The 16,613-nt window shown below is 64.9% G+C and carries 6 protein-coding genes; 4 read left to right on the top strand and 2 right to left on the bottom strand.

The window, feature by feature from the left end:
* Positions 1 to 128: 128 nt before the first annotated feature.
* From AC3A43_RS01745 to AC3A43_RS01730, 4 genes are all read left to right on the top strand, one after another.
* Positions 129 to 7,373, top strand: coding sequence for a hypothetical protein (locus AC3A43_RS01745; RefSeq protein ID WP_487790824.1), 7,245 nt, complete (start codon positions 129 to 131; stop codon positions 7,371 to 7,373).
* Between the two features lie 2 nt (positions 7,374 to 7,375).
* Positions 7,376 to 13,585, top strand: a complete 6,210-nt coding sequence (locus AC3A43_RS01740; protein WP_487790823.1) for a hypothetical protein — start codon at positions 7,376 to 7,378, stop codon at positions 13,583 to 13,585.
* A 327-nt stretch (positions 13,586 to 13,912) separates the two neighbouring features.
* Positions 13,913 to 14,656, top strand: a complete 744-nt coding sequence (locus tag AC3A43_RS01735) for a Crp/Fnr family transcriptional regulator (protein ID WP_487790822.1) — start codon at positions 13,913 to 13,915, stop codon at positions 14,654 to 14,656.
* 27 nt (positions 14,657 to 14,683) lie between these two features.
* Positions 14,684 to 14,938 carry a DUF6894 family protein gene (locus tag AC3A43_RS01730; protein WP_487790821.1) on the top strand — a complete coding sequence of 85 codons (255 nt, stop codon included), beginning with the start codon at positions 14,684 to 14,686 and terminating at the stop codon, positions 14,936 to 14,938.
* 39 nt (positions 14,939 to 14,977) lie between these two features.
* On the opposite strand, the gene AC3A43_RS01725 is transcribed toward AC3A43_RS01730, so the two are convergent.
* Entirely contained in the window at positions 14,978 to 15,859 is an 882-nt protein-coding gene (locus AC3A43_RS01725) for an NAD(P)H-hydrate dehydratase (protein WP_487790820.1), read from the bottom strand.
* Positions 15,852 to 16,613 carry a histidine phosphatase family protein gene (locus AC3A43_RS01720; RefSeq protein WP_487790819.1) on the bottom strand — a complete coding sequence of 254 codons (762 nt, stop codon included), beginning with the start codon at positions 16,611 to 16,613 and terminating at the stop codon, positions 15,852 to 15,854. The genes AC3A43_RS01725 and AC3A43_RS01720 overlap by 8 nt, the downstream gene beginning before the upstream one ends.

Genomic DNA, 16,613 nt, shown 5'->3' with positions numbered 1-16,613 from the left:
TGAATCGGCGGATCGGGGGATCCGTCGCCGATAGCGCGTTGCGGTCGGTTCGGCTGGTCCGAACCATGAGGGGGATAAGAGATGTCGCAGAAGCCCATCGCGTTACAGGCACGCCGGCGGCGCGCGGCATGACCCGCAACACGGCATTCCGGGTCTACGGGAACTTCCAATGGCCTCCCCTCCCGAACGAAGAGACCGGTCGCCGCAAAGGCATCGTCGAGATTTTCTATATCGAAGAGGGAAGCGATCTTTGCGCGTGCGTGCGATGGATCCCCCACGAGGTTCCCGACGATGGCATAGAGGCGATGCGCTGGCTGGCATCGTTGAACAAGGCTGCGATGCTGGCGGCGATCGGCGACGGATCGAAGCCCTTCGCCTTCCGCCTCGGCAAGCCTCCGGCCGGCCCGGCGCTTTATGGCGAAAGGCTCGTTTTCCGGGGCGCCGGGGTCTTCGATCAATATCAGCTGCCGGCCGACGGATCGGGATCGGTGCTCGATCAACGCTGGCTGCTCGCTCGCGGTTTCCTGTGGGAACGCGATTATCATGAGAGCGGTATTGGTATCGGCGACGCCAACGATAATACGTCCGGCAGCGGGACCAGCTTCAGCCTCCGCCTCGCGCTTGCCGCCCCTCGCGCGCAGTCCCTCAAGGGAAATCGCGTCAGCTATGCCGTCCCCTTTCATGCCCGCTATCTTCCTCGAATTGCGAAGACCGTGGTTGACGGACGTGCCGTCCCCGCCACATTCTTCGCTGCAGGACCCGACGGAAACAACGGCGAGAAGAAACTGAAGGACACGCCCGTCGGGAACCACCGTCTGGGCCATTTCGGTTTCTGCAGGACCGATGGCGGCTCCAGGGATTTTTTCTATCCGAGGGGCGGCGCGGCCGCTGAACGTTATTGGCCCACCGACGCGGCCACCTTGATCGCCGATGCTTTCGCCCGGCTCGGCGTGGTTGCACCCGGCTTGGCGGATTGCGTCTCGCTTGCCCCGCCCCAGTCGCCCGGCGGCGAGAAATGGAATAGCATCCGCTTCTTCTCCGATTCCGCCGAAACGAGGATCAGCTTCCGCACCGCCATTTTTGCGGTCGCAGCCGGCGGCGAAAGCGGCGACATCGCCGTGGAAAACATCGGCAGCGCCGCCGCCCCCCAATATCGCTTCAAGCTTCGCGACCCGCGCAATCCTGTCCGCTGGCTTCTGACGGAGTCCCGCGAACTCTTCCTCGATCTCGAACTTGGCTATTCGATACCCGACGATGGCATATGGGCGGCGATGGAGGCCGATGGATGGGGCGCCAGCCTCCGGATCCGGTTCGGCTTCTCGGCCAATGTCGAGGCATCGTGCGGACTTGGCGAGCTGTTTTCGAAACAGGCGGATGCCCGCGAAGTCACCGTTAACGATCTGCTGGACGGCGCGATCAAGGCCATGCGTCTCGCGCGGCTCGACCTGCAGAACATCGAAGCCGGCCTGCCCCAGTCGGCGCTCCCTGAAATCGCGCTGACGAAAGGCCTCCGCCGCTTCGCGCTTTGTGCAAAACTCGACGCGCAAATCCATGCGGGGGGCGAGGACGGCGCGAAACTGCCGGTTGGGTCGACGCAAAGCGCGTCGGTCGACTGGGGCGGCCCGAAACAACGGCGGCGACAATGGCCCGGCGCCGATTTCCGGCTCAGCCTGTGTCCCGAAGAACGGATCATCGGCAACGACAGCGGCTGGATCGACGCGACCCTCAGCCTGCCATCGCTCGCCGCGGAGGCGGGCAAGGTCGCGGCGGTGGTGATCGCGCATCATGACGTCGCTTATGATGCCGCCGATGACGCGGGTGGCGGCCCCTTCTGTACGTTTCGGCTTATGCCGTCCAAAGCCGCCGCCACGGTCCCGGCAGCCGATTTTCCGCAGCTCCGGCTCGGCGGCTTCGGGTTCCAGCCGAATGCATCCTTCTTGCTGAAGGAACCCGACGAGACCGGGTTATCGGGCGACTTCGATCAGGCCAGCCATTGGTATTTCGCTACCCGCAAACAGCTTCGGGTACTGCGTGAGGACGGCACCTCGCATTATTACTGGTCGGCGGACGTCGATCTCCGTTTGCGGCTCGACATCGGGTCGGTTCTGCCACTGGGTGTCGATATCCCGCGGGGCGAGCGCGACGGCCGGGTGCGGCCGCTGCTGATCCGCCTCGACGACGGCCAGGGCGGAGGCCGATACTTTCTCGACCTCAAGGAGCAGGTGGGCGCCTCGATCGACCGTCGTCTGACGGCGGATCTCTACGACAATGGCGATGGCGCGGGAAGCTCGGGCGATCATGTCGTGCTGTCGACGCACCCCTTCTCGATCACCAAATTTCGCTCGCAGCCGTTGCAGGATCGTGGCGACCCGATCAACAGCGCGGTCGCCACCTATGACAGCGATACGCGGCGCTGGGCGCTCAAGACCGTCGGCGCGCATTATCATTATGAATTTCCGCCGCAGTCGATCGGCGAAAGCGCCGACAAGCCGCGGCGGCTCGAAATCATCGACCAGGAAAATGCGGCCCCGGGCTTCGTCCGGCCTTACGAATCCGACAGCAACGGCGTAGCGCAGCGCCGGGCGGTCGAGTTCCGCCTGACGCCTTCGGCCGAGCTATGGGTTCGTCCGACCGACGTCGAACGCGGCTATTTTCTGCCCGAATGGGCAGGGCATGAGCTGTTTCGCCAATATGGCGCCCTTGGACTCGGCGCCGCGATGACCGCTTTTCGCGCCGAGTTCCTCTATGGCCTGCCGGTGGGCATCGACGCAGCCCGCGAAAGCGGCCCGGCGCGCGGCGCGCGGGTCGCCGAAATCGAGGCGTTGCTGGGCCGCCCGCCCGGCCCGATCCGCGGCGATGCCGAGTCCTCGCGCAAGAGACGCTGGAATGCGCTGAGCAACGCCATCGCGCGTCGGCCCGAGCGGCTCGAAATGTGGATGCGCGATCCCGATTACGCGACCCCGTTCACGCCGGCACGCTTTCGCGACGGCGTGCGGTTCGCCCTGCGCGACACCGCGGTTCATAACCTGCCGGTCGTCGACCCGGAGAGACTGGATCCCGCCCGGACAGCAGGGCCGCGCCTGCTCCCCCACGGCCTGTCGGGCGGCGCGCTCTGGCCCATCGAATCCGCCAACTTCTGCGCCCGGCTGATCGCCAGACCCGAATCGAACGGCGGCACGATCGAACGCATCGCGCTCTCGCCAACGGGCGGCGATGCCGATCAGCGCGCCGAGTTCCTGAACGGCCAGCTCGCGATCATTTCGGAAACGCGCAATGGTCATGTCCAGCGGCATCGCGTCGAGATCATCGGGCGAATTTCGGTCTTCTGGCACCGCGCCAAACATGTCGTCGTCTATGAACGCACGACCAATCCCAGCGCCCAGTTCACGCCGGACGGCGGGATTGGCGAGCGCACGCGCCGCCCGGTACTCCGCAAGGTCAGCGAATATATCGAGCTGCTGCAACCCGCCCGCGCCTATCCCGATTTCGCGGCGCAACGCGAGGCGAGCACGGGCTTCGCGAAATCCGACGAAGCCAGCGCGGGTTTCCTGCGGTCGGTGCGCTTCAATCAAAAGACGATCAATGTCGACAGCGCGTGGAGCGAGGATGTCGGCCTGATCGGCTGGAAGATTCCGCTGTGGAACCGGCACAGCGCCGTGCAACGCCCGTCGGTCTATCCGCGCCCCGATATCGTCTTCGTCACGGCGGCCGAGGGGGAAGGCGAAACCCCCGTCGCGGCGCAGGAATGCCTCGATCCCGACAATATCTATTTCTTCGCCGACACGAGCGATCCGGACGGCGATGCCGATACCGACCGCTGGGTCGAACGGCTCGGTATCGATTACACCAACCTCCCCGCGCCCGCGCACAAATATCAGCCGCAATTCGCTGACAGCGGCCAGGACGGCCGCCGCGCGCCCAGTCCGCCGCGTGTGCCGCGCGGCTATCGGCGCTTCACCTGGCTGCTTGCCGAGCCCGCGCGCAAGACGGCGATGAACGCGGGCCGCGGCGACGAGCCGCTGTTTGCGGGGCTCGAAACGATCACCTTCATGCGCGCCCGTCATCCGCAATCGGCGGCGCTGCCCATCGAGCAACAGATGGCCGGCGCGACCGCGGCGCTGGGCACCGCGCCGCTGCAGGCTGCCGGGGCGGCGATGGAGCGTTTCCGGACGACGGTCGCGACCGGTTCCGGCGACGAAGTGAAAGCCGCGGCTAAAAACCTCGTCACTATCCTCGACACGATCGACCGGACGGCGCTCGACTATCACGCAAAACTGGGCGACCTCGGTCAGCTGGCGGCCAATGCCGGGCGGCGTTGCGACAAGCTCGTGACCGATTTCAAGGGATCGCTCCAGCGCAAGAAACTCCCGGTCCTCGACTTCGTGCGGAGCTGGGAGGCGAAGGCGACCGACCTCATCCAGGTGGGCGAAAACTGCCCGACGGTCGATGCGATTGCCAAAAAGGCCGCCGAGGAACTGATCCAGCTGGTGCGCCCTGCACTCGACGGCGCATATCGCGACATCGGCAATCTGAAAGCGGGCGTCATCGCCGCGCGCCAGATGGTGCGCGATTTCCAGGCGGGCGTCGAAACCGCGCTCCGCAACGGCGGGCGCCGGCTCGACGAGGTGAGGGCGAGCTACGATCTCGACAAGCCCTGGTCGCCTTCGCGGATCGACGAATATCACCGGCGCCTCGACGAGGTTCGTCAGGGCGCGATCGCCGAAATCGAATCCGCGCTGACCGACGTGCAGCACCGCCTCGCGACAGAAATCGACGCGACGTCGCAAAAGATCGTCACCGCGCTCGCGCCCATGCTCCGCCGCTTCGTCGAACAGGGAATGGCATTCGGACAATTGGCGCGGACGCATTCGACCGCAGCCGAAAGCTTCATCTGGGCGCTGCACGACAATATCGACAGCGGTACCGCGAGGCTCGATCAGGCGCTGGCGAAAGCGATCGACGCGCTCAAGGACCCCGTCCACAAGGCAAAGGTCGAGGACGTCCGGCAAAAGCTTCACGCGCTGAGAGCCCATCCGGACCTCGATCCCGAAAGACTCGCCGCGCTGGCGACGACGCTCCGGGGCAAGGCCAATGCGATCGAAGCGGCCATCGCGGCTGCGAAGAAGACATTCGACGCGCTGGCCGATGTTCAGTCCTTCGCCGCCGACGCAAAGGCGGTGCTCGACGACATCGAGACGGAGGTAAAGACCGCCCTGCTGTCCGGGATCGGCGCACTCGACGCGCTGGCCAAAGACCTGATTTATGGCGGCGCGCAACTGGGCGAGGTTGCCGACTGGTTCGTGCAACGGTCGCACCGCGCGCTGAACGACGCGCTTGGCGATCTCGCCGAATTGCCGGCGGACGCCTTCCGCGAAATCGACAGCGCCGCCGCGACGGTGCAAGCAGCCCTCGACGTGTTTGGCGAGTTCCTGAAGCCGACAGTCGCCGAAGAGTTGCTGTGCAAATATGTGCTCACGCCCGCGATCATCGACGCGCTCGAAGGCGTCGATCTTGCCGACTTCGATCCGGTAACCGCAAAGGGCCAGGAAATCCTGCGCCAGCGCGTCCGCGATCTCAGCGAGTATGTCGAAAAACGGCTCGAAGCGTTCGATAAGGCGGCCACGGCGGAACTCGCGGTGATCAGCACCAAGGCAACCGAGCTTTGCGCAACCTTGGGCACGAGCCTCGAAGGCGCGTACGGCCAACTGAAGGATCTCGCCAAGCCGATCAAGGACGCCATCGACGCACTGACCGGGACCATCCGGGGCGCGCTCGCGGATGCGGACGCGCTGCGCAGTCTTGCCCGACAGGCCAGCGACGATTTCCGGAAGATCGGCAAACGCCTTTCGGACTCTTGTGCGCAGGCCACGGCCTATACCGACCGGGTTTTCGAAGCTGCCGGCGGGCTCACCGACGACGGGGTCATGGCGGCGCCGGGCAATATCCTGCGCCTCTACGCCGCCGCCGCTTCGGCGCCCGCGCTCCCCAATCTCGACTTCGCGCGCGAGCGGCTGAATTATTACTATAAGGAAATCGACAAGGTCATCGACACGACCCCCGCCGAGGCGTGGTTCGGCCGGCTCGGCGACGAGCTGAAAGCGATGGGCATCGGCCTGCCATTCGAGCAGATCGGCAACGGTATCATTCCGCAGGACATGTCGAAGTTCGACATCGGCCGGATTTTCCGCAACTTCGGCGGCATCGATCTCAGCAAGATGTTCCGCGGCGTCAAACTTTCGAGTGGTGCAAAGAACGCGGTGCGGATCACCCATGCCTTCGACAAGAAACAATTTCGCGCGTGGGTACAGATCGACATCAACCTGCCCTTGCCCAAACGCAGCACCTTGTTCGCCATCGGGCCGTTCCAGATGGATTTCGTCAACAGCCGGATGACGGGCACGCTCCGGATCGAGGCGAGCAAGGACAGCGACAAGGTCGAACAAACCGGGCGAGCGCGGATCGACACCGACATCGACGCCGTCGTCGCGGGTCAGTCGATGGTCATGTTGCAAAAGGTAGCGCTCAACTACGAACGCGCATCGGGGCTCAAGGTCGAATTCGACCCGAAGAATATCAAGATGAACCCCTCGTTCCGCTTTATCCAGGAAACGCTGGCATCGCTCTTTCCCGACGAGCTGGGCGGGCTCAAGGTCATCAAGCAGAACGGGATCCCGATCGGGGTCGAGCATATATTCTCGATGCCGCCGATCAGCCTGATGGGCGTGACGAGCGGCGTCAGCAATATTTCGATCTCCAACCGCTTCGCACTGATCGCCTATCCCGACTTCCTGATCGCCGACCGCTTTTCGCTCAGCCGGCCCGACCTGCCCTTCCTCTTCTCGATCTTCATTATCGGTGGCACGGGCTATATCACCGTCGATTGCGAATACCGGCCCTTCGACGGCGAGCTGATGGTCGTCGTCGAAGCCGCGGCGGGCGGTTCAGCCGCACTCGGCTTCGCGCTGGGTCCGGTCAGCGGGATGGTGTTCATCACGCTCAGCATCGCGCTCGCCTATCGCAAGCGGATCGGCAAGCCTGGCGGCGGGCTGACCATGTCGGTCGTGTTGCTGATCGCGGGCAATGTCGATGTGGCGGGAATCGCGACCGTCTACATCAGCCTGATGCTGCGCATGGCCTATCACGAAAATGGCCGGATCGACGGCGTCGGAACGCTGAGCGTCAAGGTGCGCGTCTGCCGCTTCTATACGTACAGGTTCCGCCGCGACGTCGAATATAAATTGCGCAAAGCGAGCAAATCGGCGGGCGGGACGCAGCAGCTCGCGGCGCCCGCCGCCGCTGCCGCAACCCCCGCCGCAGCGAACAGAGCGGCAGTCAAGGACCGGGCAAAGGCCCTGCTGGAGGCGCGAGGCTGACCATGAGCGAACATATCATTTGCACCGGTGGCTTCGAGCCCAGCGCCTTCTGGAAGGACGGAACCACGCAAACCGCGTTCGTCCAGCTGAACTTCGACGTCGTCGCCGGCGACTCCGGTCATGCCGAGGCGCAGTTCAAACTATTTCTCGATAGCCTGCCGATGGTGCAGTTCTACCTCTACAAGCTATTGCCCGGGGCCGGGCCCAACGTCCGTCTCGAAGCCGTGAGCGACGCCGGCGGTCAGCCGCGTCTGTTTGTGGCCGATGGGCCCGACCCGGCGGGACGCGGCGCGGAAATTCTGGAATGGATAGAGGCGCGGCGGAACGGAAATCAGTCTGCCCACCTTTGGGTGACTCCCGCCGAACCCGCCGACGGCAGCTTCTATGACGAGGCGGCGCTGAGCGTGTCGCAACTGCTTGCCACCGCCGAATCGTGGCACGCACCGCTCGCGCAAGACGCGGGTCTGACCCGGATTCTCAAAATCGGCGACCTCGGCGATCCCGATCCGAACGCCAGCTGGATCGTGCTCCCCTTCTTTGCCGGCGGGATGCCCGAACCCCATTACGACGCGCATGTCGAAGAGGCCGAACTCGACAATCACAATATCGTCTTCGCCTATAATGCCGGAACCGGTTTCGCCGCGGCGCAGGCGCGGGTTCGTCCGCTCGCGCCGCACGTCGACGATCCGACGTTGCTCGTCGATCCCGAAACCGGCTTTCTGCTGGTCGATCCCGACGCCGAGGAAACGCACCGCCTGATCGAGCGGATAAGCCAGCGCTCGGGCTCGCTGCTCGCGCCGGCGCCGCACCTGAAGGCGCCGCGTCCGTCCGAGCCGCTCTGGCCTGAAATCGAAGATACCGCGCAAGATGGACGCCAGCGGCGCACCCGGCGGCTGGTCTGGCGCGCGATGAACGGGCTGCTGACGTTGCTCGACCCGCTCCTCCTCGCCCTCACGATGGGTGGACGGTCGCCCGAGGGCCCCTTCCTTGCCGAGCTCATGTGGATCGCGGAGGGCAAGGAATTCGACGATCTGGACACGACCGGACTGGTCGCGGCGATCAGCAAGAGCCTGCTGAGCGGGATCAGGATCGCGCCCGCCGACGAAGCCGACAAGGCGAAACGCGCCGCCTATGCCACGCGGCTGACGCACCTGTTCCATCTCGCGGACCCCAACCCGTCGCCGGACAGCGAAAAACTTCTGCCGCGGCTGCTCGCGCTGTACGTCGAGCACGACCCCACCCAACTCCCCGAAATATCGAGCGAAAATCCCGAGCAGCAACTCGACATCGAACTCGCCGAGCAACTGCAAACGCTCGAAAGCGAAGGCGGCATCGAGGCGATGGCGCTCGCACTGCTGCGCGAGATTGGCGATGTGGCTGGCGCGCTGCGCAGCATGAGCACGCCGCCTGCGGACCCCGACGGCATGGCCGCCCGGATACTGGCGGCGCTGGAAAAGCGCTTCGACACGCTCTTCAACGGTCTTGATGCGACCCGCTTGGCGCTCGGCGGGCTTGTCGCATCGGAACTGACGCGGGCTTTAAGCGGCGGCGGAGCCATGAACCACGAAACCCTCGCGGTCGAATTGAGAAAGACCGACTGGTTTGCCTCACGGTTCGGGCTCGTCGCCATCGGCGGCGCATTGGACCCGCTGGCGAAAGCCCTGCCCGTCGCGGCGACGACGCATCTGGTCGCCGACGATGCCGCGGCGCTGAGTGCGAGCATGGCGCGTGCCTTTTCCGGAATCATCGACGAACTGCTCGAACAGGGCACCGGCCAACCGGCGCGTTTCGTGCCCGAAACGCTGCCGCGGTCGGTCCCCGTTCAACTGGCGGTCGACGGCGCCGTGGATGATGGCGACACCTTCCCGTTGCAATATGACGGCATCGCGCTGCTGGTGAGGCGCGAAGGCGACTGGACCTATGCCAATCTCGAAAAGCTGCAAGTTGGCGGAGCCGATGTTGAAGGGCTTTCGATCCTGCCGCTCCAGCCGCTGCCGATCGATGGCCAACGCCGCCTCTTTTTCGAATATCAGGGAACGCCGCTAGCCGCCGATGGATACGAGCCGCCAGATCAGGAAGCGATGCGGACACCCTATTTCAAATTCGACGCACCGAATGCAGGCCAGATCGCCGCTGCCGGAATGAACAAACTACCGGCGCTCGCCTATGGCCACAGCTATGCGATCGCCGCGCATGCCGTGAGCCGCGGCGGTTCCCTGCCTGGAAGAATCCGCGGGACCACCCCCTGGAGTCCGCGCGCGACGCCCGAGGTCCCGGCCGAAGATGCCGGCCCGCCCGCCAGGCTCTTCGCGCGGACCTTCGACTATTCGCGGACCACTGCGATCGGCCGGGTGACGATCGAGGAGCGGCCTGCGGGCTCGCCGCGCTTCAACGCCGCGGTGCCGGGGGTCGAACCGCTGTTCCTCGACTATCCGCGCGTCGGCTTTGGTGCCCCGGCCGGGCAAAAGGCGCGGATCGACCTGTGGCGCAACGCCGACGGCAGCGGCGCGATCGCGCTTTCCGAGACGGGAGTAAAGACCGACGCCATCCTCGCCGACGCCCGCAGCCTGGGCGGACCTGCCACGCTCAAACTGTGGGCGGTCGACGATCCCGCCACCGTCGTCGATGTCGAAAGCGCGCCGCACTGGACGATAGCGATCAGCGCGCCATTCGAGCAAGGCCGCCTGACGCTGTCGATCGAGGGCGTGAATCCACGGGTGTTGAAGCTGGCGACTGACGGCGTCGGCTGGAAAGTCACGGGCCCGGCGGAATTTCAGGCCGCGGCGGGAACCGGACTCGGTGATACCGAAACGCTCTGGCTACATGCCGAACTGACCGCGGGCGCCAAGCCGCACGCGTTTGGCTTCGCCGATCTCCGCGCCGGCAGCGGCAGCGAAACCGGGCGGCCCGCCGATGAATCCGAGCCGCACCTGTTCGTCACGCCGAAGGATGACGGGAACAGGGCGATCTGGATCGAAGGGCTGGCGAACCCGATAAGGGCGGAAATCCCCTTCCCGCGTGTCGGCTATTTCGATTTCGACCGGTGGATGGGCCATCAAACCCAATTCGAGGAAGCCGCAGGGGGCGCCGGCAATCAGGCACGGCTGAAGGATTTTCTCGCCGACCTCATCGTCCACCGCACGCTCGACGAAGATCGCGAAAAATACGACCACCTGCTCAACGCCCTGCCCGACCCCGCGGTCGATCAGCTGCTCGTCGAATTGACCATGATCGATCATCTCGAGGGCGCAAACACGCAGGAGGTGATCCGGACGAAGCGGATCGCGGTACCGCGGCTCGGTACCTATCTCCAGCAAGCCGATGGCGAGGGAAAGGATCGCCTCGCCTATATCGACGCGCATCACCGCGCCGAACTGATTGTCGATCCGGATGCCGACGCCCTCCATCTGGAGATCGACGAAAAGAAAGGCAGGCCGTCGATCAGGGTCGGCCTCCCCAGGGGCACGGTGGCGCGGTTGTCGGTCCGGCCGCTGGTTGCGAAGCGATATTTCGAGGCCACGCCGCCCGTGATCGACCGCCGCATCGCGCAATGGGTTGTCGGCGGCGACGCCACGCACCATCTGTTCGCGGGGGCCGGCCTGATCATCGAAAAGGCGCGTCCGTTCGCGCTCGACGAAGCGACGACATCGCACTGGTCGCAGCTCGCGGCGGAGATGATCGAAGTCCGGCCCGCCGATACGCAGCGGCGCTACGACCTCGCGGTCAGGAACGCCCGGTCCGCCACCACATATGCGCATTGGCGCGAGCTGGGTTCGGCCGAAGTGCGGACGCAAGCCTGGCGTTTCACCGGCCGTCCGATCTACGCGTGGTTTGCGCCGAAAAAGATGAGTGTCGGGCGGATCGATAACAGTCCTGTGGCGTGGATCGCTCGGGGTGCGGAAACCGCCAGGGCCCATTCGCGCGCGACCGATGCGAACGGATCGCCGGGTCAACGCGCCGCATTCGACGCCTTCGAACGCGACGCCTTTTTCGAACGCGACCCGCGCGATACCGATGCCCATCGCCAAAAGCTCGAACCGCTTCGGCCCCCGGTTGACAAACATATCATATCGACGGTGCTGCAAAGCTTCGCCTGGGAAAAGCCTTCGGCGACAATGTTCCGCCACAAGTTGCGCCTGTGTGGCCGCTATGCCGGGGCCATGAATATCCCGATCGATGCCGAGGTCGAGGTCACGACGCCAAAGAGCGAACTGGGATTGTGGATTCGTGTCGCGATGCTGGCCGACCAGAGCAAGCTGCCGATGACGCGCCCGCAATTGCGCGCCATGCTGCCCCTGACGAACGCGCCCGATAGCGGGCTCACGCCGCCGATCCTCGCGCTGATCGAGGAACCACCGCTCGGTCAGGGCGGCCTCGCCGAACGCATCGCCTCCGAAATCCGGACCGGCTTTGGATATGAACTGATATCGACGCTCGACATTCTCGATTCCCGCAAGGAATTCGGTCCCGATCCGCGGTTGAGCTACCAGGCCACCGACGCCGATACGGCGCTGCAGATCGTGCTGCGCCCCGAAGGCCCGGTAGGCCTGACCTTCGATACAAGTTCGGCGCCCGCGCCGGCTTATGTCAACAGCGCCTACGTCCTTGCGCCCGGCCCGATCGGTACGGCCGACGGCGTCGATGAGTCCCTCGAGGAGCATTTCCTGAGCGTCGCGCTGCGGCGTTACCTCGATTCCGGCTGGGTCACGGACGACAAGTCGGTTGCGGCCGCCGAGCTGGCGCCGGATCAGCCCTGGTGGATCGACATCGACCGGAAATTCACGCTTTCCGCCGAACTGGTCGAAGCCAGCACGCGCAATGAAGCCGACGTCATTGTCGAGGGTGCCGTCCTCACCAAGCCCGTGCTCGCTATCGAGAAGGACGTGGCGAATAACAATTGGGTCATCTCCGCCGCGGCGGAAGCGATTCTTGCCGAAGCCCGGACGAAGATGATTCCCGTCGCCAGGGTTCCGCTGAACATTGCGCGGGACCTTCGGCTACTCCACCAACCGCTCGAGGACGGGCGCGCGGCGTTGTGTGTCTTTGCGGTGCCCGATCGCGCGTCGGTGGCGCGCGGCATATCGGGCGCGCCGTTGCTCGTGGCGTCGTTCGAATGGAGCAGTGGCGGCAAACGCCTTGTCAACCTGCGGCTTTCGCATTCGGCGACCGCCCGCCCGGCGTCGGCCAGTCCGGCGACCGCGCTCAACTGGACGCGCACCGGCCGGAACAGCGATCTGGTCCATGCCGCGCCGCTCGCACCGGATATCTCGACGCAGATCGCGGTCGCCGACCTCCAGATCGTGCGAAACGACGGCGGCTTTGCGGTCAGCGAGACCCGGACGGGAATTCGCTGGCTGCGCCCCTCCACGTCCACCTATGCATCGCCGCTATATGTCCATCGCCATTTCGCCCTGCTCACCACGCACGCGGCGGGCGGGCTGGGGCATGCGCTGGAACTGAACGACGGGGCCTGTCTGATGGCCGGCATCGATGCACCCGTGCAGGGTACCGGCAGCGGCCGCCAAGGCCGTCTGATCGAATTCGAAGTCCCCGCCCGGCCGCTGGGCGCCGGCCCGATCCACGCCGATTTCAAACGGGCGGTGTTCGATATCAAGGCCATCCTGCGAGCCGACGCGCCGACGCCCGAGGCGCTCGCTTTCTGGATTCGCCCGTTGGCGGGGGCAAAAATGCTGGCCCGACGCGGAAAGCTGTCGCTTCGCATGCGCCTGCCCGGCACCGACAGCCAGCCGGCCGCGGATTGGAGAGTCGAATTGGAAGCTCCGGCCACGTGGCCCGCAGCCGGCGTCGAGATGCATTCGCTGATGTTTGCGCTGCGCTTCGCCAGCCCGGCAGCGCCCGCGATCTTTGCCAGCCTTGTCGATACCAAAGGCGTGCGGCACGCAATCAAGGCGGCGTTGCCCGACGCGTTGCCCGACGTCGTTCTGACCAACATGGAGAACATCACGCTCGACAGCGTCGAGGCAAGCACGAACGATATCGTCGTGAACGACGAATGGTGGGCTGACGTCTCGATGCTGACGTTGCGCAAGATGCCGGCGGCGAACGATCCCATACCCTTCGCATTCGAATGGCTGTTCACCGGATCGGGTCAGGCGCCGAACGCTGCGGTTTCGTCCGAAGCGCTGCGCCGGATGGTCGAGGCCGAAGCGCGGATCATTTCGGTGTCGCCGCCGATCGCAGTGATGGATTGATCGCCTTTTTTCGCGCACGAACCCCGCGCCGCATTTCGGTGCACCTATAATCTATGTTGGTGCAAAACCGCATGTCGCCGGTAATCATCGCGTCACTGATGCCGGCCCGGCGACCCGGGTCGACGGAGGGAGCTTCCTCTTGCGTAGCCATATTCAAGGGGACGGAAGGGCTCTGCAGCGATGCAGGGCCCTTCTTGCAAATCAGCCTTTTGATCGCGGCCTCCCCGCAACCCTCCCCGCCTTCTTTCGTTAGGAAGCGAAAGCCAGGTCACCAGAGCAACGTCTTCGTCATCGACGTCCCGCTCCCCGAAAATGGAAAGCCGAAGAATGCGTGCGGAAATCCCTCTTCAGGGCCTCGAAATTTTCCTGCGCAAGCTTCTCAGCCACAGTCTTCTCTCGACCGACGATCAGGCGGCGATCCTTTCTTTGCCCCACGGCGTGCGGCATTTCGAACCCAACACCTATATTCTGCGCGAGGGCGATCGGTCGGGCATCTGCCCGATCCTGTGCGCCGGATTCGCCTATCGGCAAAAGCTGACGCATGAAGGCGGCCGGCAGATCGTGGCGCTGAAAATCCCCGGCGATGCGCTCGATTTCCAATCGATGTATGTGCGCACGATCGATCATAATCTGCAGGCATTGACCGCGGTCGAGATGGTCATTGTCGCGCTGACCGATTTCGAGAAGCTGGTGGAAAGCCGCCCCGCGATTGCCCGCGCCGTGATCGTCGACATTCTGATCGAGGCGTCGATTGGCCGCGAATGGCTGCTGAATCTCGGGCGACGTAACGCGCTGTCGCGGCTCGCGCATCTCCTCTGCGAACTTCACTATCGGCTTGTCGATACGCGAAGCGACGGGCTCGACGCGCGCAACGTGCCGTTGACCCAGGAACAGCTGGCGGATCTGCTCGGGCTGACTCCCGTCCACATCAACCGCACATTGAAAGAACTGGAACGACGCGGCGCAATCGCGCGCCACGGGCGCGGCATTCGCCTAGGCGATATCGACGGGCTGCGCGCACTCGCCGATTTTTCGGATACCTATCTCCACCGGAACGTTCAGGCCAGCTGAGGGTCAATTCATTGGAGGAACAATATCATGGCGCGCTATTTTTTTCACACGAACGACGGAACGCGCCAATATGACGATGTCGGCGTCGAACTCACCGACGATGCGGCCGCGCGGCGCGAAGCTGTGCGCTATAGCGGCAGCCTGTTGCAGGACGAACCCGACATCGTGCAGAACGAACACGGATTGCGGGTGAACGTCGTCGACGAAGACGGCCAGGTCAAATTTGCGATCATGGTGACTGCGCTCGACGCGCTTTGGGAAGCGCCTGCCGAGACATTGTAGCGGCGCTGCACGCCGGGCATCGGACCCGGAGTAGCGGCGCTACACGCCGCGCATCAGACCCGGAACGACCGGCGACAATTCGCGGGCAAGAAAACCCAGCGGCCCCATCGTTTCGGACAGGCGGCGACCGGCTTCGCCGTGCAGCCAGATGCCCCAGGCCGCGGCCTGTAACGGCGGCAGACCCTGTGCGCCGAGCGCGGCAATCAGCCCCGCGAGAACATCGCCCGATCCGCTCACCGCAAGGCCAAGCCCGCCCCCGGCATAGCTCAGGCACTGGCCGTCCGCCATCAAATGACTCGTCGCACCCTTCACCATGACGCCGCAGCGGAAGCGTTCCGCCGCCTGTTCGAGCGCGCCCAGCGGATCCTGCGACACCGCGTCGCGATCGATATCGAGCAATGCCGCCAGCTCGCCTTCGTGCGGCGTCATCACTATGTGGTGGCCGAGCGCGCGAATGGCATCGACATGATCGGTTGCGGCGCGCAGCGCGAAGGCGTCGAGCAGCAGGAACATCTCCTCGGGAAGCGCGGGCAGCATCGCCGCGAGTAGCGTCCGCACAATCGCTTCATCGATCATCGCCGGCCCGAACACGATGGCGTCGTGATTGGCCATTTCGTCCAGCAGCAGGTCGGCGCTCTCGGGTGCGATCTCGCCGCCATCGGTTTCGGGCAGCGCCACGACGGCGCACGCCGGAAAAGCGACGCCGACGGGAATTGCCGCCGACGCGATTGTCGCGATCGTCACCTTCCCCGCCCCGGCGCGGAACGCGGCTTCGGCGGTGAGGAGCATCCCGCCCGGCACCCGGCGACACCCGCCGATGACCAGAACGCGCCCGCGTCCGTTTTTGTCGACATTGTCGTGATGATCGGGAAGCGGATTGGCCTTGAGCCACGCGGTGTCGAGCGGGACCGGATCAGCCACGGGCTGCGACCATCGCATCGGGCTCACGCGTGACCGGAACCTCGTCCTTCATCGGCGCCGTCACATTGTAACGCGACAGCTTGAGGTTGCCGTCGCGGCCCGCCTTGGGATCGAAACGATATTCGGTGATCGCGCAATTGGCGACGTCGCCTTCCCTGTCGATCGCCAATATCTCCGCCTCCCCCAGATTTTCGATAATCGTGCGCAGGCACAGCACGACAACCTGATGCGCGACGATCATCACCCGCCGCCCGCCATAATGGAGCGAGACGGTGTCAAGCAGCGAGCGCAGCCGCAGGATCACGTCGCACCAGCTTTCGCCGCCCGGCGGGCGATGATAGAATTTGCCGAGAAGCTGGCGGAACTCAGCCTGCTCCGGATGCGCCGCTTCGATCCCGAAACGCGTCAGGCCGTCGAGGATTCCAAACTCCTTTTCACGCAGCCGTTCGTCGACGCAAATGCTTTCATCGGCAGCGCAGCCACGCGCATCGCGAAAGATCTCGGCGGTCTGGACAGCGCGAAGATAGGGCGACGCCAGCATGATCTCGGGCCGGCCGTCCTCTTCGCCCGCCGCGAACCATTCGCCCAGCGCGCGCGCCTGATCGCGTCCCAGGTCGGACAGCGGAACGTCGACATCGCGGTGTTCGAGCGCGATCCGGTGTGCGCCCGCGGCGTCGGCGGCGTCGCGGGCAACATTGCCCGCGCTCTGCCCGTGTCGGACAACCCAAAGGGTGGATGGCCAGCGTGGTGTCAT

It is taken from the genome of Sphingopyxis sp. Soil_C_28 (assembly GCF_057657055.1).
The sequence above is the reverse complement of the archived record's forward strand: the minus strand, read 5'-3'. Positions and strand labels throughout refer to the sequence as shown.

What these genes read in the sequence shown, in the direction of transcription:
- AC3A43_RS01740 (WP_487790823.1), top strand. Translation starts at nt 7,376, where the DNA reads ATGAGCGAACATATCATTTGCACCGGTGGCTTCGAGCCCAGCGCCTTC.
- AC3A43_RS01730 (WP_487790821.1), top strand. Translation starts at nt 14,684, where the DNA reads ATGGCGCGCTATTTTTTTCACACGAACGACGGAACGCGCCAATATGAC.
- AC3A43_RS01720 (WP_487790819.1), bottom strand. Translation starts at nt 16,613, where the DNA reads ATGACACCACGCTGGCCATCCACCCTTTGGGTTGTCCGACACGGGCAG.
- AC3A43_RS01745 (WP_487790824.1), top strand. Translation starts at nt 129, where the DNA reads ATGACCCGCAACACGGCATTCCGGGTCTACGGGAACTTCCAATGGCCT.
- AC3A43_RS01735 (WP_487790822.1), top strand. Translation starts at nt 13,913, where the DNA reads ATGCGTGCGGAAATCCCTCTTCAGGGCCTCGAAATTTTCCTGCGCAAG.